This is a genomic window from Leifsonia aquatica H1aii, assembly GCF_000633535.1.
Taxonomy (GTDB): Bacteria; Actinomycetota; Actinomycetes; order Actinomycetales; family Microbacteriaceae; genus Leifsonia; species Leifsonia aquatica_A.
On the sequence record NZ_AYMR01000007.1, the window covers coordinates 353,734 to 378,956 of the forward strand.

26 protein-coding genes and 1 pseudogene are annotated in these 25,223 nt (G+C 72.2%); 13 read left to right on the forward strand and 14 right to left on the reverse strand.

Translation table 11 applies throughout. The features are described from left to right. Positions 1-91 precede the first annotated feature (91 nt). Positions 92-2,818 carry a magnesium-translocating P-type ATPase gene (gene mgtA / locus U870_RS0107285; protein ID WP_025156748.1) on the forward strand — a complete coding sequence of 909 codons (2,727 nt, stop codon included), beginning with the start codon at positions 92-94 and terminating at the stop codon, positions 2,816-2,818. Between the two features lie 13 nt (positions 2,819-2,831). After that, positions 2,832-3,545: an MgtC/SapB family protein gene (locus U870_RS0107290; protein ID WP_025156749.1), complete on the forward strand. Its 714-nt coding sequence runs from the start codon at positions 2,832-2,834 to the stop codon at positions 3,543-3,545. A gap of 19 nt (positions 3,546-3,564) precedes the next feature. Here the strand turns inward: U870_RS0107290 and U870_RS0107295 are convergent, their stop codons facing one another. The 4 genes from U870_RS0107295 to U870_RS0107310 all read right to left on the reverse strand — a co-directional run bounded on the left by U870_RS0107295 (position 3,565) and on the right by U870_RS0107310 (position 7,032). Continuing rightward, positions 3,565-4,398 (reverse strand): MBL fold metallo-hydrolase, encoded by an 834-nt coding sequence (locus U870_RS0107295; RefSeq protein WP_025156750.1) that lies wholly within the window; start codon positions 4,396-4,398, stop codon positions 3,565-3,567. Between the two features lie 88 nt (positions 4,399-4,486). Further along, complete coding sequence (locus U870_RS0107300) at positions 4,487-5,416, reverse strand: patatin-like phospholipase family protein (RefSeq protein WP_025156751.1); 930 nt, start codon at positions 5,414-5,416, stop codon at positions 4,487-4,489. Positions 5,417-5,602: 186 nt separating this feature from the next. After that, the gene (locus U870_RS0107305) at positions 5,603-6,391 is read right to left on the reverse strand and encodes a phosphotransferase (protein WP_240183646.1); all 789 of its coding nucleotides are present in this window, start codon (positions 6,389-6,391) and stop codon (positions 5,603-5,605) included. After that, a complete protein-coding gene (locus U870_RS0107310; protein WP_025156753.1) occupies positions 6,388-7,032 on the reverse strand; it encodes an NAD(P)-dependent oxidoreductase in 645 nt (214 codons plus the stop codon). Before U870_RS0107310 ends, U870_RS0107305 begins: the two co-directional genes overlap by 4 nt. Positions 7,033-7,182: 150 nt before the next feature. Here U870_RS0107310 and U870_RS0107315 point away from each other — a divergent pair, with 150 nt between their 5' ends. The 3 genes from U870_RS0107315 to U870_RS0107325 all read left to right on the forward strand — a co-directional run bounded on the left by U870_RS0107315 (position 7,183) and on the right by U870_RS0107325 (position 9,556). Continuing rightward, entirely contained in the window at positions 7,183-8,442 is a 1,260-nt protein-coding gene (locus tag U870_RS0107315) for an MFS transporter (protein WP_025156754.1), read from the forward strand. Between the two features lie 108 nt (positions 8,443-8,550). Next, the gene (locus U870_RS0107320) at positions 8,551-8,976 is read left to right on the forward strand and encodes a MarR family winged helix-turn-helix transcriptional regulator (protein WP_025156755.1); all 426 of its coding nucleotides are present in this window, start codon (positions 8,551-8,553) and stop codon (positions 8,974-8,976) included. Between the two features lie 10 nt (positions 8,977-8,986). Then, complete coding sequence (locus U870_RS0107325; RefSeq protein ID WP_029947328.1) at positions 8,987-9,556, forward strand: YbhB/YbcL family Raf kinase inhibitor-like protein; 570 nt, start codon at positions 8,987-8,989, stop codon at positions 9,554-9,556. A gap of 31 nt (positions 9,557-9,587) precedes the next feature. On the opposite strand, the gene U870_RS0107330 is transcribed toward U870_RS0107325, so the two are convergent. Continuing rightward, positions 9,588-9,989, reverse strand: coding sequence for a hypothetical protein (locus U870_RS0107330; RefSeq protein WP_025156757.1), 402 nt, complete (start codon positions 9,987-9,989; stop codon positions 9,588-9,590). Positions 9,990-10,117: 128 nt separating this feature from the next. Here U870_RS0107330 and U870_RS23060 point away from each other — a divergent pair, with 128 nt between their 5' ends. From U870_RS23060 to U870_RS0107355, 5 genes are all read left to right on the forward strand, one after another. Further along, positions 10,118-10,828: a GNAT family N-acetyltransferase gene (locus U870_RS23060; protein ID WP_025156758.1), complete on the forward strand. Its 711-nt coding sequence runs from the start codon at positions 10,118-10,120 to the stop codon at positions 10,826-10,828. 78 nt (positions 10,829-10,906) lie between these two features. Continuing rightward, positions 10,907-11,455: a histidine phosphatase family protein gene (locus U870_RS0107340; protein ID WP_052357591.1), complete on the forward strand. Its 549-nt coding sequence runs from the start codon at positions 10,907-10,909 to the stop codon at positions 11,453-11,455. Between the two features lie 15 nt (positions 11,456-11,470). Beyond that, a complete protein-coding gene (locus U870_RS0107345; RefSeq protein WP_025156760.1) occupies positions 11,471-11,863 on the forward strand; it encodes an ArsR/SmtB family transcription factor in 393 nt (130 codons plus the stop codon). After that, the gene (locus tag U870_RS0107350) at positions 11,860-12,945 is read left to right on the forward strand and encodes a cation diffusion facilitator family transporter (RefSeq protein ID WP_025156761.1); all 1,086 of its coding nucleotides are present in this window, start codon (positions 11,860-11,862) and stop codon (positions 12,943-12,945) included. Before U870_RS0107345 ends, U870_RS0107350 begins: the two co-directional genes overlap by 4 nt. Positions 12,946-12,958: 13 nt before the next feature. Next, entirely contained in the window at positions 12,959-13,909 is a 951-nt protein-coding gene (locus U870_RS0107355; protein WP_025156762.1) for a methyltransferase family protein, read from the forward strand. Positions 13,910-13,947: 38 nt separating this feature from the next. Here the strand turns inward: U870_RS0107355 and U870_RS0107360 are convergent, their stop codons facing one another. Continuing rightward, complete coding sequence (locus U870_RS0107360) at positions 13,948-14,412, reverse strand: hypothetical protein (protein WP_025156763.1); 465 nt, start codon at positions 14,410-14,412, stop codon at positions 13,948-13,950. Between the two features lie 72 nt (positions 14,413-14,484). After that, entirely contained in the window at positions 14,485-15,354 is an 870-nt protein-coding gene (locus U870_RS0107365; protein WP_025156764.1) for a helix-turn-helix domain-containing protein, read from the reverse strand. Positions 15,355-15,484: 130 nt separating this feature from the next. Between U870_RS0107365 and U870_RS0107370 the strand changes: the two genes are divergently transcribed. Next, entirely contained in the window at positions 15,485-16,519 is a 1,035-nt protein-coding gene (locus U870_RS0107370) for an NAD-dependent epimerase/dehydratase family protein (RefSeq protein ID WP_025156765.1), read from the forward strand. Here U870_RS0107370 and U870_RS0107375 read toward each other — a convergent pair. Next, a complete protein-coding gene (locus U870_RS0107375) occupies positions 16,516-17,451 on the reverse strand; it encodes a LysR family transcriptional regulator (protein ID WP_025156766.1) in 936 nt (311 codons plus the stop codon). The two genes, U870_RS0107370 and U870_RS0107375, sit on opposite strands and share 4 nt — an antisense overlap. 336 nt (positions 17,452-17,787) lie before the next feature. On the opposite strand from U870_RS0107375, the pseudogene U870_RS24810 reads away from it, so the two are divergent. Continuing rightward, a pseudogene (locus U870_RS24810) lies at positions 17,788-18,366 on the forward strand (EamA family transporter); the annotation flags it as partial. 69 nt (positions 18,367-18,435) lie between these two features. On the opposite strand, the gene helR reads toward U870_RS24810, so the two are convergent. From helR to U870_RS0107395, 3 genes are all read right to left on the reverse strand, one after another. Further along, positions 18,436-20,652, reverse strand: a complete 2,217-nt coding sequence (gene helR, locus U870_RS0107385; RefSeq protein ID WP_025156768.1) for an RNA polymerase recycling motor ATPase HelR — start codon at positions 20,650-20,652, stop codon at positions 18,436-18,438. Between the two features lie 89 nt (positions 20,653-20,741). Beyond that, entirely contained in the window at positions 20,742-21,437 is a 696-nt protein-coding gene (locus U870_RS0107390) for a hypothetical protein (RefSeq protein WP_025156769.1), read from the reverse strand. Between the two features lie 68 nt (positions 21,438-21,505). After that, positions 21,506-21,895, reverse strand: coding sequence for a RidA family protein (locus U870_RS0107395; RefSeq protein WP_025156770.1), 390 nt, complete (start codon positions 21,893-21,895; stop codon positions 21,506-21,508). A gap of 294 nt (positions 21,896-22,189) precedes the next feature. Between U870_RS0107395 and U870_RS0107400 the strand changes: the two genes are divergently transcribed. Then, entirely contained in the window at positions 22,190-22,678 is a 489-nt protein-coding gene (locus U870_RS0107400) for an FBP domain-containing protein (RefSeq protein WP_025156771.1), read from the forward strand. A gap of 63 nt (positions 22,679-22,741) precedes the next feature. On the opposite strand, the gene U870_RS0107405 is transcribed toward U870_RS0107400, so the two are convergent. The 3 genes from U870_RS0107405 to U870_RS0107415 all read right to left on the reverse strand — a co-directional run bounded on the left by U870_RS0107405 (position 22,742) and on the right by U870_RS0107415 (position 25,223). Then, on the reverse strand, positions 22,742-23,584 hold the full coding sequence (locus tag U870_RS0107405; RefSeq protein WP_025156772.1) for a class II glutamine amidotransferase: 843 nt from the start codon (positions 23,582-23,584) through the stop codon (positions 22,742-22,744). Positions 23,585-23,660: 76 nt separating this feature from the next. Then, complete coding sequence (locus U870_RS0107410; RefSeq protein ID WP_025156773.1) at positions 23,661-24,083, reverse strand: VOC family protein; 423 nt, start codon at positions 24,081-24,083, stop codon at positions 23,661-23,663. A gap of 69 nt (positions 24,084-24,152) precedes the next feature. Continuing rightward, positions 24,153-25,223 carry a zinc-ribbon domain-containing protein gene (locus tag U870_RS0107415; RefSeq protein ID WP_025156774.1) on the reverse strand — a complete coding sequence of 357 codons (1,071 nt, stop codon included), beginning with the start codon at positions 25,221-25,223 and terminating at the stop codon, positions 24,153-24,155.

Here is a 25,223-nt window from a genome sequence, read left to right on the forward strand (position 1 = left end):
GTATCCCTCCCCCAGCTGCGCTTGTGCGCGCGAACCGGGCCGCTCGCGGACCCCGGTGATTCGTCGCGCCCGAATCCGAGGAGACACTCCCATGCGCCCCTTCTTCCGTACCGATCTCGACACGATCAACCCCGCCCTCCGCGGCGACCGCCCCGAGCGCGACGACAGCCGTCGCGAGGAGGCCCGGCGCGGCGCCGTGCCCGCCGGGCAGCAGCGCGTCCTCGTGGAATCCGCCACCCTCCCGGCCGAGGCGACCATCAAGTCGTTCTCCACCGGGCTCGACGGCCTGACCGCCGAGTCCGTCCGCAGCCGCCGTGCGCGCTTCGGCGACAACGCGGTGACGCACGGCAAGCCCGCGCCGGCGGTGCTGCAGTTCCTGGCGGCGTTCCGCAACCCGTTCATCCTGATCCTGCTGTTCCTCGTGGTGGTGATGGTGTTCACCGACATCGTCTTCGCCGACCCGGCGGACGGCCCCGACTACACCGGGGTGATCACGGTCGGCATCATGGTGCTGATCAGCGTCACCCTGCGCTTCTGGCAGGAGTACCGCTCCTCCCGGGCGGCGGAGGCGCTCAAGGCGATGGTGCGCACCACGACCGCGGTGACCCGCTCGTCGCACGGCACCCCGGTGACCAGCGAGATCCCGGTCGAGGACGTCGTGCGCGGCGACATCGTCCAGCTGGCGGCCGGCGACATGATCCCGGCCGACCTGCGCATCGTGCGGGCGAAGGACCTGCAGGTGAACCAGTCGATGCTCACCGGTGAGGCGATCCCGGCGGAGAAGTCCGCGGACGCGGACCCCACGGTCACCGAGGCGACCCTGCTCGACGCCGCGAACCTGGGGTTCATGGGCACGTCGGTGGTCTCCGGCTCGGGGACGGGCGTGGTGATCGGCACCGGACGCTCCACCTCGTTCGGGAGCCTGTCGTCGGCCATCGTCGGGGCGCGGCCCGAGACGGCGTTCGACACCGGGATCCGCACGGTGACGGTCACCCTCATCCGCTTCATGGTGATCATGGTGCCGGTGGTCTTCGTCATCAACGGGATCACGAAGGACTGGACCAGTGCGTTCCTCTTCGGGGTCACCACCGCGGTCGGACTGACCCCCGAGATGCTGCCGCTGATCGTCACCGCGAACCTCGCCAAGGGCGCTCAGTTCATGGCCAAGCGCAAGGTGATCGTCAAGCGGCTCAACTCGATCCAGAACCTGGGGGCGATCGACATCCTGGCGACGGACAAGACCGGCACGCTCACCGAGGACCGCATCGTGCTCGAGCGGCACCTCGACGCCACGGGGCGCTCCAGCGAGACCACGCTCGGTCACGCCGCCGCGAACGCGCTGTTCCAGACCGGGCTGCGCAACCTTCTCGACGAGGCGGTCGTCGCCGCGGCGGGGCCGGACGAGCTCGACCGGATCCGCCGGGAGTGGACGCTGGTGGACGAGCTGCCGTTCGACTTCGAGCGTCGGCGGATGTCCGTCGTCGTCGACCGGGGCGACGCGCACGTGCTGATCACGAAGGGTGCCGTCGAGGAGGTGCTCGCCGTCTGCACGTCGGAGCACACCCGAGACGGCGTCGTCGCGCTGACCCCGGGGCGACTGGCCGAGATCGACCAGCTCGTCGCCGAGCAGAACGAGCAGGGGCTGCGTGTACTCGCCGTCGCGGTCCGCGAGTTCGAGGGCGGCACGCGCACCGAGTACGTCCGCGAGGACGAGGACGCCCTGACCCTGCTGGGCTTCCTGGCCTTCCTGGACCCGCCGAAGGCGAGCGCGGGAGCGGCGATCGCCAGCCTCCGCCGGCACGGCACCGGGGTGAAGGTCATCACCGGCGACAACGCCCTGGTCACGGCCTCGGTGTGCGCGAAGGTCGGGATCGACCCCGGAACGATCGTGCTCGGACCGGAGACCGACGAGCTCACCCTCGCGGAGCTCGGCGCGCTCGCCGAGGAGACCACCGTCTTCGCCAAGGTCGCCCCGGCGCAGAAGGCGCGCATCGTGGAGGCGATGCGGGCGGCCGGGCACACCGTCGGCTACCTGGGCGACGGCATCAACGACACGGCGGCGCTCCGCGCGGCGGACGTGGGCATCTCGGTCGACACCGCGGTGGACATCGCCAAGGAGTCGGCGGACATCATCCTGCTCGAGAAGGACCTCACGGTGCTCGAAGGCGGCGTGATCGAGGGCCGGCGCACCTTCGTCAACACGATGAAGTACATCAAGATGACCGCGTCGTCGAACTTCGGGAACATGTTCTCCGTCCTGGTCGCGAGCGCGCTGCTGCCGTTCATCCCGATGATCCCGATCGTGGTGCTCGTGCAGAACCTCACCTACGACCTCTCGATGCTGACCCTGCCCTGGGACGACGTCGACAAGGAGGACCTGAAGAAGCCGCGGGCGTGGGAGTCGACCAGCCTGTCGTCGTTCATGATCCGCATCGGCCCGATCTCGTCGATCTTCGACATCAGCACCTTCGCCCTGATGTGGTTCGTCTTCCAGGCGAACAGCCCGGAGCACGCCGCGCTGTTCCAGTCCGGCTGGTTCGTCGAGTCGATCATCTCCCAGACGCTGATCGTCCACCTGCTGCGCACGAAGCGGCTGCCGTTCGCCCAGTCGCGGGCCAGCCTGCCGGTGCTGCTGGCAACGGGCGCGGTGTGCGTCTTCGGGCTGGTGCTGCCGTTCACCGGCTGGGGGCACACGCTCGGCCTCGTCTCGCTGCCGTGGACCTACTTCCCCTGGCTGGTCGCGACGCTGGCCGCCTACTGCGCACTCACCCAGGTGCTCAAGACCGTGTTCATCCGCCGCTTCGGCACCTGGATCTGAGAGGAGGGAGACCATGGACACCACCATCGACATCGCCCTCCGGGTGCTGCTCGCCGGCGGCTGCGGAGCACTGATCGGACTGGAACGCCAGTGGCGGGCCCGCACCGCGGGGGTGCGCACCAACGCGCTCGTCAGCCTCGGGGCGGCGCTGTTCGTGGTGATGGGTGCGTACAGCTTCCACGGTCCCGACGCCGACCCCACCCGCGTGGCGGCACAGGTCGTCTCGGGCATCGGCTTCCTCGGCGCCGGGGTGATCATGAAGCAGGGCGCCTCGGTGTCCGGCCTCAACACGGCGGCGACGCTCTGGGCGTCCGCCGCGGTCGGCGCGCTCGCCGGCGGCGGCCTGTACGGGGTCGCCGCCGGCGGGACGCTCGTCATCATGCTCGCCAACACGATGCTGCGGCCGCTCGGCCGGTTGCTCGATCGGCGGCGCGGCAGTGCCGGCGCGGAGAACCCGGAGGTCGACTACCACTTCGAGGTGCGCTGCCGGGTGGACGCGGAGTCGGACGTACGGGCGCTCGTCTTCGACGCCGTCCACCAGCCGGGATTCACGGTCCGCTCGATCACGGCCACCGACGAGCCCGACGACGCGGTGCTCATCACCGCCGCCGTGCACAGCGAGGAGCGGGACGACCGGGCGATCGAGGAGGCGCTCGCCGCGGTGGTGCGGGCCGAGGCGGTCACGGCCGTGCGGTGGACGGCCGCGGAGACGGTGGTCGTGGACTGATCGCGCGGCGTGCCCGGCGCTAGCCGGGCACGCCGTGGTCGCCGTCGCGGTAGCGGGTGCCGAGCCCGACGAGGCGATCACGCTGGGCCACGTGGAGGTCGTCGACCCATTCCCACCCGGCGGGAGCGGACGGCCCGAGACGCGGGTCGTCGGGGTCGTCATGGTCGAGCAGGGCCTGCAGGTAGGCGCGGTCACGGGCGATCCGCTCCGTGGCCTCCTCCGCGCGGGCGACGGAGCCATGACCCGGGATCACGGTGCCGGCAACGCGCGCCGCGCCCTCGAGCAGCGCCAGGGCCGCGAGATAGTCGCCGATCGGGTCGGGCGGGCCGTTCAGATCGGGCATCGGGATGAGCACGTCGGACAGCATGTCCCCGGCGACCAGGACTCCGGCCTCCGCGATCAGGAGGGCGGCGTGGCCGGGAGCGTGGGCGCGATGCTCGACGATCCGGACCTCCGGGCCGTCCCAGGGCAGGCGGTCCGCATCGACCGGCAGTCCCCCGATGCCGCCGAGGTGCTCGACGTTCACCTCGTCGGGGATGCCCAACCGCCGGGCATCGATCCCGCCGGCCAGGCGCTCGCGCGCCGTCGAGGCGCAGAGCGCGGTCCCCACGCGCCGGACGTGGCCGAGGGCCGGGTGCCACAGCAGGTGGTCCCAGTGCGGATGGGTCGAGAATCCCAGGACGATCGTCCGCCCGCGGTCCGCGAGCTCCTGGGCGAGCGCCTTCAGCTCGCTCTCGTGGACGCCCGCGTCGACCACCAGTGCGCCGTGGCCGCCGTCGAGAACGACCACGGCGTTGCTGCGGCAGAACGCACTCTGGCTCACCAGCACCCCGTCGGCGACCGCGGTCAGCACGCGGCGCTCACGGTCGAGGGGCGGGGTCCGGACCAGGAGGTCAGCGCACCGATCATGGGGGCAGCCTACTCAGCCGCCCCCATGATGGTCAGCGCCAGAACGCAGCGAGCTGCGCCGCGAGCGCGCGCCCCTGCTCGAAACCGCCCCGTGCCGCCCGCGGACGCGTGCCGGGATCCAGCGCGTTCGCGTCGAACACGTCGCCGGCTCCCTCGTCGGGGAACACGCTCTCGACCGCGCTCCCGCCGGCCCGCAGCTCGTGCAGCTGCGTGGCGAGATCCATCCCCCACGCGTGCGGGTGCCGGGAGCGCCCGCTGAACGGCGACAGGACGAGCACCCGGTCGCACCCGGCGGCGAGATCCGCGTTCTCATTCCGCCGGTAGCCGCCGTTGAGATAGCGGGCATCGCCGATGCGGTAGGGGGTCATCGCCGAGGTGCTCGCCGCGACGGCGTCCACCAGCTCCACGCCGCTCGCCCGGTCGAAGACGACCGGCACGCCCGTGCGGGCGTCGACGGCCGGGATCAGCACGCGCCGGATCGGCCACTCGCGCCCGGGCAGCCGGGAGGCGACCGTCGCGCGCCACCGGTCCGCGGCTTCGCCGTCCGTGGTGTCGCGCGCGAGGGCGGCCTCCCCCATCCGACGTCGCATGTCTGCGGCGTCCGCGGCCGACCGGATGACGTCGTCGGACCACAGCAGATAGTCGGCGCCGGAGGTCCGGGGGCCCGGACCGTGCGCGGCAGGGACCCCGCCGCCCGGAGGCGTCGGGGCGGAGAGGATCGCGGCGTAGAGCTCCGCCGGGGTCGCGTCGCCGGTGATCTGCGCCGCGACCGTCGATCCGGAGGAGGTCCCGACGATGGTGTCGGCGTCGGTGACGTCCGTGCCGCCGTCGGCGAGGCCGGCGATCAGCCCGAGGGCCCAAGCGTTGCCGGCTGCACCGCCGCCGCCGACGACCAGGGCACGGGAAGGCGCCGGCGGGGTGTCCGAGGGGTCGGACGGGGAGGGGGAAGAGAGAGTGTTCATGGGAGTCGCCTTTCGCGAACGAGGGTTCGGCGCTCCCGAGCGCGACGAGGTCAGTCGCGCGATCGTGGACGACGGGGAGCGCCCACTGCGGATACTGCGTACATGGGTCTCACCTCCTGTCGACGGAACACGATCGCGAGAACGTTAGCAGGGTGCCGCCCGGCATGCAATCGGGTCGATCGGCTCTCAGCCGCCGAGGGCGGCACGCCAGACGTGCTCGTACCGTGCCGCGTACGCGGTGGCGGAGCGCCAGTGCGCGCCGTGGCCCTCGGCGTACATCGTCGCCCACGGCTCGCGGCCCGTCGCGTGCGCCGTCCCGAGCAGGTCGTACATGGCTGCCGCCCGCTGGGCCAGCAGCTTCGGCAGCGACGACCGCAGGGCGTCGTCTGCACCGTAGCCGGCGACGAACGCGGCGAGTCCGGCCGCGGCCGTGTCGGCAGGCACGGCGGGGTCGTTGAGCGTGAACGCCTGTGCGGCGTAGGCGAGGTCCCACGACCGGGTGCTCGGCCCGGCACCGTCCCAGTCGATGAAGACCCACCGCTCCCCCACGATCAGGTTCCACGGCCCGAGGTCGTTGTGGCAGATCAGGTCCGCATCCGGCACCGGGATCAGGACGTCCCATGCCGCTCCCACCGGTGGCGCGTATCCGGCGGCGGCGTCGTGGATCGAGCGGACCATTCGGCCGACGCGTTCCAACTCCGGGAGGCTCAGCGGTCCACGGTGCATCGCCAGGTCACCCGGGATGTACTCGAGGATCAGCCGACCGAGCTCGTCGCGACCGAGCGTGCGCGGGAGGTCGAGGCCACGGGCGGCGAGGCGGTCCGTGAACGCCGCAACGGCGGGCGCGGCACGCGACCAGGGTTTCCGGACGGTGTCGCCCACCCGGACGACGCCCGCCGACGCATTGCCGCCGTCGAGCGGCACTTCGACCGCACTCCCGTCGTCGGCCGCCACGATGCGAAGGCGCCGGGTCAATAGGCGACCGAGAAGTGGGCGCGCCGATGCTCGCCCTTCTCCAGCTCGTCGATGACCGCGGTGGCGAAATCGGCTCCGGAGATCGCCGACTCGCCGTCCGCGTCGACGAGTGCCACGTCGTCGCCGATCCGGTACCGACCGGTGGCGACGCCGGGAGCGTACGCGCCGTAGGCGGCCCCGGGGCTGACGAAGAACCAGTCCAGCTCCGCCGGGGCCGACGTCAGGAGATCCTCGAGGATCTCCGTCATCTCTCGGGCCTCGGCGGCGAACTGGGGCGGAACGTCGGGCCCGTCGGCGAACCGCGCGGCGCCGGGAGCCGGGCGCAGGCCGCTGAATCCGCCGATCACCCCGAGCCGGACCCCCTCGTCGGCGGCGAGCTCGGCAAGGCGCGCGTCGATCCCGCGCAGGCGCCCCTCCATCTCGCCGCGCGGCGACAGCGCGGAGACGACGGCGTCGGCGCCGGTGACCGCGCGTCGCTGCACCGCATCGTCAAGCAGCGACCCGGTCTCGTAGCGGACGGCGTCGAGCGGCTCGGCCGGATGCGAGCGGCTGTAGGAGGTGACGTCGTGACCGCGGGATGCCGCCTCCCGGACCAGGTTCGAGCCGGTGAAGCCGGTGCCTCCCAGGATGGTGATGCGCATGGTGCCGCCCTTCGATCGCGTGCGGGACGCCCGCACTCCCCCAGCCTAGGCACCGGACCGCGGCGCGCCAGTCCCTGCTCCTTCCGATCCCCTCACGGGGCCGACCGCGGTCCTTCGGTAGCCTGGAGGCACGACGGGCGAGGGAGCGGGATGTCGGGATCGGCGCGAGGGGACGTCTTCCGCATCCGCGGGTTCGCGGCCTACTGGGCGTCGTACACGGTGTCGGGGTTCGGCGCCTACGTCACGACCCTGGCCCTCCAGGTACTGGTGCTCGTCCAGCTGGGCGGGACCGCCGTGGACGTCGGACTGGTGAGCGCGGCCCGCTGGCTGCCCTACCTGCTGGTCGGCCTCCTCGTCGGGGCGCTCGTCGACCGTCGTCGTCGTCGGCCGCTCCTGATCGGGAGCGCTCTCGGCCGCGCCGTGCTCCTGTTGCTCATCCCGGCCGTGTTCGCCGTCGGCTGGCTGCGCGTCCCGGTGCTCCTCGTCGTCGTCGCCGTCGTGGGTCTCCTGTCGCTCGTCGGGGACGCGTCGGCGCAGGCGCTCGTCCCCCGCATCGTGCCGCGGAGCGCGCTCGTGGCGGCGCACGCGCGCACCGATCAGAGCGACGCGATCGCCCAGGCGACGGGTCCGCTGCTCGCCGGGGCCCTGGTCTCCGCTGTGGGGGCGGCCGCAGCGCTCGTCGTGGACGCCGTCGCGTCCGTGTTCTCCGCGCTGGCCATCTTCCGGGTCCGGGTGCAGGAGGCGGTCGTGCCGCCGGAGCACTCGCGCAGCCTGCGTCGCGAGATCGCCGACGGTCTGCGCTGGGTCTACCGGCACCGGGTGCTCGGGCCGCTGGCAATCGGTTCGCACGTCTGGTTCTTCTTCTCCAGCATCCTGAACACCGCGTTCGTGCCGTTCGTGCTGGTGGGGCTGGGGCTCTCGGCGTTCCAGCTCGGCGTCGCACTCGCGGGGGCGGGCGCGGCCGCCCTGGTCGGGAGCTCGCTGTCCCTGCGGGCGGGGCGGAGGTGGGGCGCCGGTGTGGCTGTGATCGTCAGCAACCTGGCGATGGCACTGGGGTGGGCGATGGTCGCCCTCGTGCCTGCGACGATCGGCGCGGGGGCGATCCTGGTCGTGCTCGCGCTGGGCCAGGGATTCGTCGGGTTCGGAATGGGTCTCAGCAACGCCAACGAGATGGGCTACCGCCAGGCCGTCACTCCGGACGAGCTGCAGGCGCGCACGAACACCACGATGCGGTCGGCCAACCGGGCCATGATCGTGATCGGCGCTCCCCTGGGCGGGCTGATCGCGACCGTCGCCGGGTACCGTCCCGCTCTGTGGCTCGGGGTGGCGGGGGTTCTCGCGGCCACCGCCATCCTCGCCTTCTCCCCGGCCCGCTCGGCGCGGCACGACCTCGACGCTCCCCCCGGCTGACGACGCGGTGGAGGGCCGGTCCGGCGAATAAGCGGGCGAACGATTGAAATGCGTAGTAGTACTCAGTAAATGCTATGGTCTCCTCAGTATTTTGTGGAGGGACGAACCATGACGGACGAGGCCGACGATGTGGGCGGCGAGCTGCGACGCGCCGTCGCGCGGCTGTACAGCCGATTCCGCTCGGAGCGGGTGGAGGGCGAGGTGGCGGACGCGCCGCTGCTCGTGCTCATGGTGCTTCTCAAGCAGGGGCCGCAGAGCCTCAGCCAGCTCGCCGCTCTCGCGCACGTCACCCTCGGGTCGATGAGCCAGACCGTCCGCCGCCTCGAGCAGCTGGATTTCGTGACCAAGTCGCGTGGTGTCGAGGACCGCCGGACGGTGATCCTCCGGCTCACCGAGCGTGGTGAGGCCGCAGCGACCGCCTCTCGTCGGCACCGGCACGACTGGCTCGACGGCCGGCTCGCCGCACTCTCCCCCGCCGAGCGCGCGGACATCCTCCGCGCCTCGCGACTCCTCCTCCGCCTCGCCGACTCCTGAACGGAACACCATGCATCCTGTCGAAGCCCTTTTCGTCCCCCTCGGGATGGCGCTGCGGAAGCGCCGCCCGGATGCGTCGCTCAGCATCGCTGCGACGCCGGCGCTGACGACGCCGAACCGGATCGAGCTCACCTCCCCCGCGTTCGGCGACGGCGAGATGATCCCGGCGAAGCACTGCAGCCTCTTCATCGGCGACGACATCTCGCCCGCGCTGACGTGGGGCGCCCTGCCCGACGGGACGGTCGAACTGGTGCTGGTGCTCGAAGACCTGGACGTGCCGTCGGGTGTGCCCGGTCTGCACACGGTCGTCGGCTTCGCGCCTCGTGCCGGTGGCCTGGCGGAGGGCGCGCTGCGCCGCGACGATCCGGAGCTCCGGTTCGTGCCCACCCGCTGGGGGCGCGCGCAGTATGCCGGTCCGCGACCGTTGCCCGGCCACGGCCCGCACCACTACCGCTTCCATCTCTACGCCCTCGACACGGAGGTCGACCTCTCCGCCCTCTCCAACGGCGTCGAGCTGCCGGCGGCGCTGGACGGTCACGTCCTGGCGGCCGGAACCCTGACCGGGACCCGCACGACCTGATCCGCCGGTGCGTGCGCCGGTCGCCTCCCACCTACTCGGGCACGACCTCCTGGCCGGCCAGCCGGCGTCGCATCCGCGTCCACGCGTAGCCGAAGCCGCACGCGATCAGGAGCACCGGGGCGATGCCGAGCACCGGCACGGCGCCGCGATCCACGATCAGGAGGATTCCGGTGCCGACCAGCACGAGGAAGCCGGCGAGGGAGACCGCTCCGACGATCCGGGTGCGGAGCACGAGCGCGCGATGCTCGCGTCCGGTGACGATGTCGACGCGGACCCACTCGGTGCCGGTCGCCCGCCACCGGTTGCCGGAGGCGTCCAGCACCACCGACCCCGGCACCACGTCGTCCGCGCTCGGGAGCCCCACCGGCGTCGACGCCGGACCGGGCCGCATGCCGCCGGACAGGAAGACCGGCTCGCGCTCGTTCTCACCCATCCCTGCTCCGTCCCGTCTCGGCCGCGCCGTCGATGCGTGGCGGGTCCCGTCCGTTAGATTATGCGTCCGCGGAGCGGAGAATGCTGCGCGTCCGGTTACCGAGGGCCGGCCGCGCGTAGCCTGAGGCCATGGTCGATCCCCGAACGGTCGCGGACGAGTACTGGGCCGCCGTTTTCGCGGTTCCGCGCGGCCGCGCGCTCTGGGCCCCGGGCATCCACACGACATACGTCCCCGAAGCGGGAGGGGGCGTCTACGTGCTGGTCGTCGGCGCAGCGGTTCGTGTGCGCGCCCCGGCACGTCTTCGCACCGACATTGCGGCGGTGCTCGAGGGCCTGACGCCCGAGTCGGCTCTTAAGCGGGATGTCTGGAGTGTCGGCCTGCGCGCGCACGAGCCGCTCGTCCTCGGCCCTGCGACGCACTATCTGGCCGGCGGATCGGATCGTTTCGACGGAGCGGCGGAACGGGTCACGCCGTCGGCGGTCGCGGAGCTGGCTCGTACCGTCCCCGCTGACGAGATCGAGGAGTCGGGTGTCTGCGAGCCGGACGCAGTGCTGTTCGGACTTCACTCCGAAGGCGAACTCGCTGCGGTCGCGAGCTTGTCGCCCTGGGCCGGCGCGCACACGGATGTCGGCATCCTCACGATGCCGGTCCATCGTGGCCGGGGGTTCGCGCGTGAGGTCGGCGGTGCAGCGCTCGCGGCCGCGATACGTGGTGCCGGATTCGCTCGCTGGCGCAGCCGGGACGACAACGCCGCCTCGACCGCGTTGGCGCGCCGGCTCGGACTCGCCGCCTACGGCAGGAATCTCGGGATCCGGCTCGGGGCGGGAACGTCGCGCTGAAAGTGTTCTCAGCTCCATGGACTCCCCCGAAATGGACTCCCCCGAATTGGTTCGTGCACTAACCAATAGGCTGAGGGCATGCGACCGACTCCCCCGCCCGCCTCTCCAACGATCGCCCTGGTGCGGCATGGTGAGACCGCATGGAACGCGGCCGGGCGTTATCAAGGACGCGTCGATCTGCCCCTCAACGAGCGCGGGCGCGAGCAAGCCATCGCGGCGGGGCGCACGCTCGCGGAGGAGGGGCGCTGGGAGGCGGTCGTCAGCTCGCCGTTGCTACGAGCGCGCGAGACCGCCCGATCGATAGCGGACGGGGTCGGGCTCGCGGACGTGCTGGTCGAGGACGGCTTGATCGAGCGGTCGTTCGGCGACGCCGAAGGGATGTCGATGGCGGAGGCGCACGCGCGCTGGCCGCAGGGCGACCTCCCGGGCGCCGAGCCGGAGGCCGCGGTCGCCGCCCGCGCCCTGGCGGCTTGGGGTCGCATCGCCGTTCCCGGCCGACGCACGATCGTCGTCTGCCACGTGGCGGTGATCCGCGCTCTGATGCGCGGCATCGGCGCCGCGGACCCCGGCCACGTCGGCAACGGGACGGTGCTGCGGGTGCCGGACTTGCGATCGTACGCGACTTAAGCTTTTAATCTGCGTATGGATGCAGATAAGCCGATATGCGGCCGACTTCCCGACAGTCAGTACGTGGAGCTCGCCGTGGAGGTGTTCGGGATGCTCGCCGACGCCACACGCGTGCGCATCGTGCTCGCACTCCGAGATGCCGGCGAGCTCTCGGTCAACCATCTCGCCGACATCCTGGACAAGCAGCCCGCCGCGGTGTCCCAGCACCTTGCGAAGCTGCGGCTGGCCCGGATCGTCGCGACCCGGCAAGAGGGTCAGCGCGTCTTCTACCGGCTCGAGAACGAGCACGCCAGCCGGCTGGTCAGCGATGCCATCTTCCACGCGGAGCACTCCCTCGGCGGGACGCCGCGACACCACCACCCGGCCGCAGCGGAGCACGAGCAGGCCGAGACGCGGAGGCGCGGATGAGTGCGCACCCGCACGTCCGTCGCCACGACCACGGTCCTCATGCCATCGGGCACGAGAACGAGCACGGCCACGACGGACACCGGCATCCCGCCGGGATCAGGGGCTTCCTCTACGAACTCGTCGTTCCGCACACACACGACGCCGCCGACACCATCGACGACGCGCTCGAAGCCAGCACGGCGGGTGTCCGCGCGCTCAAGATCAGCCTCTTCGTGCTCCTCGGCACGACCGTTGCCCAGGCGGTTGTCGTCGCATTGAGCGGCTCCGTCGCGCTGCTGGCCGACACGGTCCACAACTTCTCCGACGCACTCTCGGCGGTGCCGCTGTGGATCGCGTTCGTGCTCGGCCGCCGCGTCGCCTCGCGTCGCTACACCTTCGGGCTGGGGCGGGCGGAGGATCTCGCAGGACTCTTCATCGTCGTCGTGGTCGCTCTCTCCGCCGTGGTCGCCGCATGGCAATCGGTCGAGCGATTCCTCCACCCACAGCCGCTCACGCACCTGGGCTGGGTGGCCGTGGCGGGCGTCGTCGGGTTCGCCGGCAACGAAGCGGTCGCGGTCTACCGGATCCGGGTCGGCCGACGCATCGGCTCGGCGGCGCTTGTCGCCGACGGTGTCCACGCCCGCATCGACGGTTTCACCTCGCTGGCCGTGGTGCTGGGCGCGCTCGGGGTGCTGCTGGGCTTCCCGCTCGCCGACCCGATCGTCGGCCTTCTGATCTCCATCGCGATCATCGTGCTCCTCGGGGGCACCGTGCGCAGCATCGGCCGGCGGCTGCTCGACGGCATCGAGCCGGGACTGGTCGACGACCTCGACCACGCTCTGGCGGACACGGACGGTGTGGTCGACGTCGAGCGCGTTCAACTGCGCTGGATCGGCCACCGGATGCAGGGTGCCGCGCGGATCCAGGTGAGGGCGGCCTCCTTCGAGGAGGCGGCCACGACCGTCGCGACGGCGCGGGACCGGGCGCTCGCGCGTGTGCCGAGACTCGACGACCTGACGATCGAATCGGTCCCGGCGATGCACCTTCCCGCCGAGCAGCCGTCGGTGAAGTCGCGCCGCGCGTCGCCGCCGCGACGGCCGTGACAGACTGGGCGCGATGGGGGTCTCATTCACGGTCCCGCCGCGCGTCGGGCGGGCGTACTTCGCGCTGCAGGCCGGGGCGGGCGCGCTCTGGTGGGTCGGTGTCGCTGCTCTGCCGTCGGTGCGGACGGCGACGCTCGGCGGCCTGGACCCGGTGGCCGTCGCCGCCGCCGACCTCCCCCTGTTCGTCCTCGCGTCCGCGCTGGCGGCGGCCGGAGTTCGCACGGCGGCCGTCGTCGCGACCGGATGGACGGTGGTGGTCGCCGTCGCGATGGCCGTCTACGCCACCGCGACGCGGGAGGCGGGAGTGGGCGTCCTGCTGATGCTGGGCGCGGCGGTCTGCTCCGTGCTCGCCCTGTGCGTGGTCCGGTGGGGGCGGATCCCCGCCGAGTGGATCGTGCAGGGCCCGTTCCGGTTCCGCCCGGCCGCGAGCGCGCATTCGACCGCGGCCCACGTGGCGGCCACCTTCGGTCAGCTCGTCGTGTTCTGGGGGGTGTTCCTCGCGGCGGCTCCAGCCGCGATCGCCTTCGTCGAGGAGCGCTGGCGGCTGCGGGTCGCGTTTCCACCGGGCGCGGGCATCGTCGGTGTCGTCGTGCTGACCCTGGCCAGCGCGCTGGGGATCGGTGCGGCGATCGCGATGTCCGCACGCGGTGGCGGCACCCCGCTGCCGGTGGCGATGCCGAACCGGCTGGTCATCGCCGGGCCGTACCGCTTCGTCCGCAATCCGATGGCGCTGGCCGGGATCACGCAAGGCGCGGCCGTCGGCCTCCTCCTGGGGTCGTGGCTGGTCGTCGCCTACGCGATCGCCGGATCGCTGGTCTGGAACCTGCTGGTGCGCCCGTTCGAGGAGGACGATCTGGCGCAGCGCTTCGGCGAGCAGTTCATCGACTATCGCGAGAATGTGCGGTGCTGGCTCCCGCGCGTGACGCCATGGGCGCCGTCATCGCGACCGGTTCCCGCGCCGTGACGCGCCGCGACCGTGCGCTCAGCGCATGCACGCGATGATCAGTACTCGCCCTTGATCACGAAGAACGATCCGCGGATCTCGCCGGCGAGCTTCGACTTCTGCCGGGCGAACTTGAACCGCTCCGCCAGCTCGGCGGGCACCTCCATGCCCTGCGAGAGCTTGAAGCCGACCGCCCGCTTGCCGGCCGGATCGAGGGCGTACATCACGTTGATCGCGAGGCCGGACTCGTAGAAGACGTAGTCCATCCGCAACCCGTCGACCTCGAAGGTCGTCGCCTCCAACGGTGTGGAGGCGATGTGGAGGTCGCGCTCGTCCGCCAGCACACGGGTCAGCCGCTCGACGGCCTCCGTCTCCTCGCTCGCGGGCCCGACCGCGAAGTCGTGGTCGTACTTGTTCTTGTAGTAGCGCGCCTCGTTCGCCCGCAGGCCGGCCAGCGCGTCGACCACCGGGCTGGACTCGAGTCCGCGCGTGGACACGGTGACGAAATCGACGATCTCCCGCATGAAGCCTCCCAGCCGTCTTTCGCACCACGATACTGGACGGCGTCGCGCGACGCCGGGGACCGCCGCCTGCTCCTAGTCGTCCGCAGGCAGACCGTCGGAAACGAGCCCCGTCTGCGCCTCGAACGGCGCGGCCAGCGATCCGAGCAGGGTCACGGCGTCCGCCGCCTCCGCGGTGGCCGGGTGGTAGAGGACGAGCACCAGCCCGTCGGTACCCGTGACCTGCAGCTTCTCCCGGTGCACGATCAGCTCGCCGACGACGGGGTGCTGGAAGGTCAGGGTGCCGCCCCGGCGCTCGCGCACGTCGTGCCGGCTCCACAGCCGGCGGAAGGTCGGGCTCGCGATGGAGAGCTCGCCGACCAGCTCGACCACGCGCGCGTCGTCGGCGTCCGCCCCCACCGAGCGGCGGAATCCCGCGAGCAGCACCGCCGACGCCGACTCCCAATCGGGGAACAGGGCTTGCTCGGCCGGGTCGAGGAATACGTCCCGCATCCGGTTGCGACCGGCGACGAGCCGGGGTGAGAGCGCCGTCGCGAGCGCGTTCGCGGCGAGCACGTCGAGGTACCGACCCTCGACGAAGGCGGGGAACGGCAACTGCGGGACGAGCGCGGCGAGACTCGCCGGGAGCGCCTCCGCGCGGGGGCGGCGCGTGCGACGCGAACGGTCGTCGGCCCGGACGAGCCCCAGGAGGTGTGCAGTGGCCTCCTCGTCGAGCTGCAGCACGCCCGCGACCGATCGGAGCACCTGCGCGGACGGGTTGCGGTCGCGCCCCTGCTCGAGCCGCAGATAGTACTCGGCGCTGATCCCGGCGAGCATCGCGACCTCCTCCCGCCGCAGCCCGGCCACCCGTCGCGTGCCGTGCACCGGGATGCCCACCGTCCCCGGCGCGACCAGCTCGCGTCGGGCGCGGAGGAACTCCCCCAGCAGGTTCTGCTCGCCGTCCATGGCCCCACGCTACCCACCCGGTCGCCGTGTTGCCTGTCCCTGCGGATACCAGTGTCGCGGGAGCACTGGTCGGCAGCGATCCGGAGGGGAACGATCGGAGAGTCAGCACTCCACGAAAGGGGTACATCCCATGTCGACATCGCGCATCCTCGTCACCGGCGGCTCCGGCTTCATCGCCGGCCACATCATCCTGCGCCTGCTGGAGGACGGGGCGTCCGTGCGCGCAACGCTCCGCTCCCTCGATCGCGAGCCCGAGGTGCGCCGCGTGCTGCGCGCCGCGGGGATGACCCGCGAAGAGGCCCTGGAGTTCGTGCGCGCGGATCTTCTCGACGACGCCGGCTGGGCGGAGGCCATGAGCGGCGTCGACGGGGTGCTGCATGTCGCCTCGCCGGTCCACCTCGGTCCGGTCACCGATGAGGCTCAGGTGATCGACCCCGCCCGGGAAGGGACCCTCCGCGCGCTTCGAGCGGCGCGGGACGCCGGGGTTGGCCGGGTCGTGGTGACCTCGGCCTTCCACGCGGTCGGCTTCGGTCATCCCCCGCTGGAGCGCGCGTTCACCGAGGACGACTGGTCGGTGCTGGACGGACCGGGGATGGACGCGTACGGCCGCAGCAAGGTCCTCGCCGAGCGCGCCGCGTGGGAGTTCGCGGCGGCCGAGGGCGGGGGCATCGAACTGGTGACGATGCTCCCGGTCGCGGTGGTCGGTCCCCTGCTCGGCGACGGCATCTCCGGGGCGAATCACCTCGTCCACCGGGTGCTGGTCGGCGAGCTGCCCGGCTACCCCGACTTCGCCGTGCCTCTCGTCGATGTGCGCGACGTGGCCGCCGCGCACATCGCGGCACTCTCGGCCGACGGCGCGGCGGGCGAGCGCTTTTTGCTCACCAGCCAGGAGGACGCGGTCCCCCTCGCCGACGTCGGAGCGCAGCTGCGGGCCGTCCTCGGCGAGCGTGCCCCACGGATCCCGACGGCGCAGCTCCCCTCCGACGCGGTGCGCGCGGCCGCGGCGGACAACCCGGGTCTGCAGCCGATGGCCGCGGAACTCGGCTACCGCAAGAAGGTGTCGGGCGAGAAGGCCCGGCGCGTGCTCGGTTTCCGGCCCCGCACGTGGCAGGAGGCGGTGGCGGCGGCGGGCGAGAGCATGCTCGCGCGCGGTCTTGGCGCCTAGGCGGCAGGTCCGGCGGGTGCGGCGTCGCCGGGCCGGGCCGTTGCCACGCCGAGAGCCCGGGCCAACGCGTCGCGGTAGGCCTGGACCGCCGGATGCGCCGCCCGGGTGGCGCGGGTGAGGGTGAAGAGGCGACGCCTCGGGCGACCCGGCAGCCGCACGCGCGCCACGCCGCGCGTGTTCGCCTCGCCCAGCAGGTCGGGCAGCACGGTCACCGCCAGTCCTGCCCGCACCACGTGCACGTGCGTGAGCAGGTCGACGCCGTCGAACCGTACGTCCGGATCGAAGCCGGCGCCGCGGCAGAGCGCGCGCAGCCAGCGCCCGGGCTCGGTCTCCACCGGGTCCGTCGCCCAGGGCGCCGACGCGAGCTCGGCGAGGGAGCGCGTCCCGGCCAACGGGCCGACCTCCGGCACCGCGAGCCGCAGCTCGTCGTCGCACAGGTCGACCCGGTCGATGCGCTCGGGCGTGCGCTGCGGGTTGTCGTCGTACTCCTCCCCCAGGACCAGGTCGAAGTCGCCGGAGAGCAGACCCGCCGTCGCGTCGTGCGCCTCGCGCTGGGCGACGTCGACCCGCAGGCCGGGATGTCGATCGCGCAGATCGGCCAGCACCGGGGTGGACCCCGACAGCAGGACGGTCTGGAACGTCGCCACCCGCAGGACTCCGCCCACCCGGTCCTGGACCGCCGCGAGCTCGGACTCCGCGAGCTCCAGCTGGGCGATCGCCTCCCGAGCGTGGCGGACCAGGATGTGCGCGGCATCGGTGAGGCGCACCCCGCGGCCGATCGGCTCGAGCAGCACGGCCCCGCATTCGCGCTCCAGCTGGGTCAGCTGCTGCGAGACCGCGGACGGCGAATAGGACAGCGCGTCCGCGACGGCTGCGAGGGTGCCGCGGCTCTCGAGCTCGGCCAGGATCGCCAGACGGTGCAGATTGAGCACGGATGACCTCCCGACTCATCAGATTCACTGACCAATATACGTCAGAAGCTTTCGCTGGAGTGACCAACCGGGGGCCGTCACGATGGAAGCATGACGCGCGCGACCTCTCCCACCTCGGCGCCCGCCGTACTGATGATCGTCGGGTCGTGCACCTCGCTCCAGCTCGGCGCCGCGATCGCCACCCCGCTACTCGGTGCGCTGGGCCCGGGCCTGACCACGGCGTTGCGCCTCCTGCTGGCCGGTGCCGTCCTGGTCGTCGTGTCGAGGCCGCGGTTCTGGCGCTGGCCCCGCGGCGGCCTGCGTGGCGTCGTCCTCTTCGGCGTCGTCCTGGCCGGGATGAACGGCTGCTTCTACGCGGCGCTCGACCGCATCCCGCTCGGCACGGCGGTCACCATCGAGTTCATCGGACCGCTGGCGCTCGCGGCGGTGCTCTCCCGGCGCTGGCGCGACCTGACCTGGGTGCTGCTCGCGGCCGGCGCGATCGCCGTCCTGGGGCTCGAGGGCGAAGCGGCCGGATCGGGGCCGCTCGATCCGCTGGGGGTGGTCTTCGCCCTGGCCGCCGGCGGATTCTGGGCGCTCTACATCCTCGCGGGCAAGAAGGTGGGGGCGACCGTGGCCGGCCAGGGACCGCTCGCGCTGGCCATCGTGGTCGGCGCCGTCGTCATGGTGCCGTTCGGGGTGGGGTCCGTGGGCACTCTGGTGGCGCAGCCGGCACTGCTCCTCCCGCTGGCGGCGGTCGCCCTGCTGTCCTCGCTCATTCCGTACTCGCTCGAGTTTGCAGCCCTGCGCCGGCTGACGCCGCGCGTCTTCGGTGTGCTGCTGAGCCTCGAACCGGTGATCGCCGCCCTCGCCGGCTGGGCGCTCCTCGGCCAGGGCATGACCTGGATCGCGGTGGCGGCGATGGCCGTCGTGGTGGCGGCGTCGATCGCGTCGACGGCGTCCGCGGCAGCGCCGACGCCCCCGGCCGCCTCGCCGTCGACCGCCTCAGTGCCGGTCGTCGCCCGTGATCGCAACGGATCCCAGGAGGTCCAGGTCGGGGCCCAGCAGGACGAGTCGTCGGGTGGCCCTGGTCATGGCGACATATCGGTCGACACCACCCGCCACGCCCCCGCCGAAGCCCGTCGGGTCGACGAGGACGACCAGGTCGAACTCGAGTCCCTTGGCGAGCGCCGGAGTCAGCAGCTGGACGCGCGTCCGCCCGGCCACGGCCCGCAGGCCGTCGCGGGCAGTCGCCACGGCCCGCTCCGCGGCGATGACGCCGACGACGCCCTCGGCGTTCTCGGCGAGCCAGTCCTCAACGAGTGACCCGAGCTCCGCGACCTCCCCACGACCGACCGGGACACCGCTGGACCGGATCGCGCTCGGCACCGTTGCGTCGGGCAGCACCGCGCGGATGACCGGCTCGGCGACGGCCATCACCTCGCTCGGTGTCCGGTAGTTCACACTCAGTCCGGCGACGCGTGCGTCGACAACGCCCACCCGTGCCAGGCGCTCGCGCCAGCTCTCGCTGAAGCCCTGGCGTGCCTGAGCCCGGTCGCCGACGATCGTGAAACTGCGCGACGGACACCGGGACAGCAGCATGCCCCACTCGGCATCCGTCAGCTCCTGCGCCTCGTCGACGACGACATGCGCGAACGGCCCGGCGAGCTCGTCGGGGGCGAGCGCCTCCGGGACGGCGTCGTCCACGAGGGTGGTCTGCACGTCCTCGCCGCGCAGCATCGTGACCAGGCCCTCCCCGTCGTCGTCGGCGGCGATCAGGTCGTCGACCACAGCGGCCATCCGCTCCCGTTCGGCGGCGACGGCCGCACGACGCCGTCGGCGGCGCGCGGCGGCATCGGGGTCGCCGATCCGTCGCCGGGCGGCGTCGAGGAGCGGCAGGTCCGCGCTCGTCCAGGCCCGGGCGTCGACCCGCTGCAGGAGCGCGACCTGCTCGTCCGACAGCCACGGCGCACACCGGCGCAGGTAGCCGGGCGTCGCCCACAGATCGGCGACGACCCCGGCAGGGTCGAGCATCGGCCACGCCCGGTCGAACGCGGCGCGCAGCCCGTCGTGCGCCGCGAGGACGCGGTGCACGAGCGCGGCCGGGGCGGCGCCGTCGTGCCGGTCCACGAGGATCTCCAGCAGCGCATCCCAGACCTCCTCACGGGCGTCGTCGTGCGCGACTCCCGGTGCGGACGCGAACGCGTCGGCCCAATCCTCCGGTGTCAGCGGGATGTCGGCCCACTCGGTCTCGATCAGGAGCGGTTGCGCGGGCGGACGCTCGTAGCCCCGCACCGCCGTCTCGATCACCGCGCCCCACCGGCCGTCCGCCTTGAGGCCCGCAACGGTCGGGTCCGCCTCTGCGACGGCGTCCGCACCCTCCTCGACCAGGTCGGCGAGGGTGCAGAGCTGCACTCCCTCCTCCCCCAGCGCGGGCAGCACGTCCGAGACGAAGGCCAGGTAGGGCCGGCTGGGCCCCACGAACAGCACGCCGCCGCGCCGGTGCTCGAGCCGGGGGTCGGAGTACAGCAGGTACGCGGCCCGATGCAGGGCCACCACGGTCTTGCCGGTTCCCGGGCCGCCGTCGACGACCAGAGCGCCGCGGGAGCCCTCCCGGATGATCGCGTCCTGATCCGCCTGGAGGGTCGCCAGCACGTCCCGCATCCGCGTCGACCTGCTCGCCCCCAGACTCGCAATGAACTCGGACTGATCGTCGAGGGCGGCGGCGCCGGCGAAACCCTCCGTGGCGAGCGCCTCGTCCCAGTAGTCCGTCACCCTCCCACCGCTCCAGCGGTAGCGTCGTCGGCTGACCAGTCCCATCGGGTCGGCGAGCGTCGCTCCGAAGAACGGCTCCGCGGCGGGCGACCGCCAATCGGTCAGCAGGCGTTCCCCGTCCGCATCGGTGAGCCCGAGCCGCCCGATGTACACCGGCTCGGGATCGCCGGCGACGACCATGCGACCCAGGCAGAGATCGACGCCGTACCGGGCGAGCGTCCGCCGGCGTGCGGTCAACCGGTGGATCTCGAGATCCCGGTCGAGCGCCTGCTGGCCGACACCGCCCGGGGAGCGTCGCGCTGCCGTGAGACTCGCGGTGAGGTCGGCGAGCGTGGAACGCAGACTCGACGCGATGCGGTCGAATCGGCGCTCGTCGTCCGCGATCAGGGCGGGGTCGGCTTTGGCGGCGAGTCGGAGGGGCAGATCGAAGGCGCTCGGAGCAGTCACAGTCGTCGATTCTGCGACGCGAGGGGGGCCTTGCGGCAAGCCCCCGGCCAGGCGTTACCCTGGAACTGCGGGAGGATCCCGCTTCGGCATCAGCCGATGAGCGACACGGCCCGGGCGATCACAAGCGCGAGCAGCACGAACCCCGAGAACGACTCCAGCGCCATCAGCAGTTTCGCGCGATGCGACAGCGGCATGGCGTCGGTCGCGCTGAACGCCATCGAGTTCGACAGTGACGTGTAGAAGTAGTCGATGTAGTTCGGCACCCAGTCGAGACTGCGACTCGACCCGCGCGCCACCTCCTCGACGGCGTCCTGATCCTCGTCCTGCGGGAAGCGGAAGTCGGCGAGCGGGAGTGCGTGCCGGGGCCGGGTGACCCGTGCGACAGGACCTCCGCGGTCCATGGTCCAGAAGACGAGTGCGAACGCGATCACATTCGTGAGCCAGACCTGGAGCGACGCGAGCAGGATCTCCGAGCCGTTGCCGTGCTTGTTCAGCAGCCGGATGACGGTCTCGATGAACGCGATCTGGTTCACCACGAGGATCAGCAGGGCGAGCGCGAACTCGGCCCAGCGGGACCAGCGCGACTCGCGGCTGAGCCGGTGCGGGTTGTAGACGACGAGCGCCGCCAGCATGAGCAGGCACACCGCGACGACCAGATACCGCTCCAGAGCGGGAACGACACTCGGCAGGAGTGCGTACGACGCGAGCGCCACGAGTGTCGCGATCACAGCCGGCCAGCGGTGCTCCGGCGCGACATCGCGCGCTCTGCTGTCGTCGTCGGTCACGACGCGACACTACGCCCGTTCCCGGTCGTGGTCGGTCACGGTCGGTCACGGCGCGGCACGCCGTTGGCTCACCCGCCGAGCGCGGCCACCGCCTCGATCTCGACGAGCGCGCCGGGATTGGCGGGTGCGACGGCGAGCACGGTGACGGCCGTACGGTGGTCTCCCCAGACCGACCGGGTGGCCGCATACGCCTCCGTCGGATCGATGGAGGGGTCGAGGTGGATGGTCAGCTTCACGACGTGCTCCGGACCGGCCCCGACCGCATCGAGGACCGCGAGCACGTTGCGCAAGGCCTGCTCGGTCTGCGCGCCGAGCCCGTCGCGCAGCACTCCCTCGCCGTCGATGCCGTTCTGGCCGCCGACGTAGAGGGTGCGTCCGGCGGGGGCGATCATCCCCTGGGCGAAGGCCGGGCTGCGCACGAGCACGGGCGGGTCGACCGGGGTGGGCAGAGCGGACATGGTGGGCTCCTCTCGACGGTTGGGCGCCATCCTGCCCCCTACCGCCGACACGCGCCACCCCTCGCACCACGGGCCGGTCTCCCCGTCCCCGCACCCAGCGGCGACGCATCCCGGGAACGGGGCGTAGACTGACGGGCGTGTCTTCCCTCCTCCCCTCTCTGCCCTCCGGGCGTCTGGAGGTCGTCGGCGCTCTTCGCGCCGGCGTGAGATAGTCCTGCCCCCCACCGGTGACACCGGTGCGTCGTTCGGCGCACCCCCTTTCAGGACAGACTTCTCGACACGTTAGGCACATCCATGCATCCCCTCACGGACGAGCGCATCCGCGCGTCCTTCGTCAACGCATCCGTCCGCGAGCGCAAAGAGCTCGCCCTCCCCGACCTCGCCGCGGTCGCCTGGAGCGACATCGACTTCCTCGGCTGGCGCGACCGCAAGCTCGCGAACGTCGGCTATGTCGTCGTCGAGATCGACGGCGAGCCGGTCGGCGTGCTGCTGCGCCGCGCCGACGGTTCCGTCCGCGCCCGCCCGCAGTGCTCGTGGTGCGAGGACGTGCACCTCCCGAACGAGGTGCTCTTCTTCATCGCCAAGCGCGCGGGTAAGGCAGGACGCGACGGGAACACCGTCGGCACCCTCGTCTGTGCGCAGTTCGAGTGCTCCGTCAACGCGCGCAAGCGCCCCGCGACCGCCTACATCGGCTTCGACGTCGAAGCGGCGCGCGAGCAGCGCATCGCCACGCTCCGCGAGCGGGTCGACGCCTTCGTGCGGCGGGTCCTCGGCGACGAGTAGACCCGGGCTCCTCCGGGTCGCGGACGTCGCGTCCCGGGGACGACGGCGAGGGAGCCGACGCGCTCACTCGCCGTCGTCGAGGAACCGCTCGTGGTGGTAGCCGGCGTCGTCCAGGATCGCGACGGTCGACTCCGGCACCTCGACGAACGCGCCCGGCAGATCGATCAGCGGCTCCGACACGACCACCTTCGCGCGATCGCCGAACAGGTGCAGCTGGTCGGCCTCCGGATACATCTCGCGGAGTGCCGGGATCGCGGTCGAGTGGAAGAGCGTCCGGCTGCGGTGCGCCGTCGAGTACCGGAAGGCCCAGAGCGTCGCGCCGTCGGACAGCGCCATCGTCCCCTGCATCGGGAAGGCGATGCCCTGCGACCGTCCGACCTCCTCGATCTGCCGCACCGCGCGGCCCATCGCCCCGACGGGATCGTCCATGAGGCCGAGGGTCAGCGCCAGATGGAACAGCACCTCCGAGTCGGTGGTGCCCAGGATCTCCGGGTACAGCGACGGGTCGACGGCGAACACGAGCTCGCGCTTCATCCGGGCGAACCCGTCGATGCCGCCGTTGTGCATGAACATCCAGTTGCGGTGCCGGAACGGGTGGCAGTTCGTCCGCTGGATGGGCGGCCCGGCGGCCGCGCGCACGTGTCCGAAGAACAGCGGGCTCGCGATCGACTCGGTCAGCTCCCGCAGGTTCTCGTCGTGCCAGGCCGGCTCGATGCTGTGGAAGAGAGCCGGGACGCTGCCGGCGGTCGACCCCTCGGGGTACCAGCCGAAACCGAATCCGTCGCCGTTCACGGTCTCCGCGCCGAGCGGCGAGTCGAGCGACTGGGCGACCAGCGAGTGCTGGGCGTCCAGGACGAGCACGGAGGGTTTCAGCGGTTCCCCCGCGTATGCGAGCCAACGGCACATGTCGACCACCTCCCGGTCGGCTCGACCCTAGCCCCGTCCGCCGTCCGCGGGAATGCCCGGGCAGCGGGCGTGGCGGTCAGCCCTGAGCCGGAGTACCCGCGATGTTGACGAGCCACTGCGTGCCGAACCGGTCGACCGCCATGCCGAAGCTGTCGCCCCACGGCGCCTTCGACAGCGGCTCGACGACGGTGCCGCCCACGATGAGCTTCTCGTAGTACCCGGTGAGCTCCGCCTCGTCGTCCCCGCTGAGCGAGACGGAGATGGTCGAGCCGTCCTTCAGCTCCATGTGGGCGGGGACATCCGCCGCCATGAGGGTGAAGCCGGCAGGCGTGGCGAGCTGGGAGTGCATGATCCACTCCGCCTCCGACGGCTCCTGGCTGACCTGGAACTCGGCGAACGTGCTGCGGGTCACCTCGCCGCCGAAGACGGACGCGTAGAAGTCCATCGCCTCCCGGGCCTGGCCGCGGAAGTTGAGATACGGGTTGAGCGTGGATGACATGGGGTCTCCTTCGTCCGAACGATTCGCCTCCAGGCTAGCCAGCGGCCCGCGGATGCACGAGTGCAGAGTTCAGCGCCGGTAGGCGGCGACGATCAGCTCGCCGCGGATCTCCGCCAGACGGTCGACGATCTGGTCGACGAGTCGTGCCGAGACGCCGGAGGCGACGAGGTCGAACGGCCCCAGGGGTTGCAGGCCCCCGCAGCGGATCCGCAGCACCTCCCACCCCGCGGCCCGGAGCAGGCGATCCTTGCGGCGGTCCGAGGCCTCCCGCGGGCCCACGTGCTCCAGCCCGTGGCGCCCCGTGGTGTCGTACTCGATCGCGACCCGCAGCTCGGGCAGCAGGATGTCGGGCCACACCTCCAGGTGGGCATGGAAGGGCCGCGCGACCCGCACCGCGTTGCAGCCGAGGTCGATGTCGAGCCGCTCCGACAGCCGCCGTTTCAGCTCGGGTTCGGCGGCGGAGGCCGGGGTCGGCGCGAACCTGCTGTGGAACGCGGTGCCCACCGCCACCGCTGCGGCGCCCTCCCGTGCGTGCCGGCAGACCGGGCAACGACGGCCGTCGATGATGCGCTCGATGCTCGCCCGGAACACCGGATGCCCCCGATCGCACTGCCAGGAGTGCGTCGCTGCCGAGCTGTTCTCGGCGGAGACGGCGACCCGCGAGCCGGGGGCGGCGAGCGCGACGAGCTGCTCGCGCGTCATGCTCGTGCGATCCAACCGGCGGCAGAGCCAGCAGCGGTCGTCGTCGGGGTCGTGCTCGAGCCGACGCGGATCGCGCGCGTGGCCGCACACATGCGGCCGCGCCTCCGGGTCCGGCGCGGGCCGGACCCGACGAGGCGCCGCGGCCTCGGAGCAGAACGGGCACCAGGCCGAGCGCCGCCGGGTGCCGTTCGGTCGGGCCCGTTGCTCCGCGGGAGTCGCGATGAACCGGTGCCCGGCGTCGCACTCCCAGAGCAGGTACACGTCGGCGGCCGGGGGCACCTGCGTCAGCACGATGCCGTGGTTCAGATCGGGATGGTACTGCCGCACGAGGGTGGGATAGCGCTCCCAGTCCGGGCGGTAACGCCCGATGGCGTAGGGCACCGCGGTCCCTTTGGACCACTGGCGGCGCGCCCACCACTGCTCGACGTTCTCCGGCAC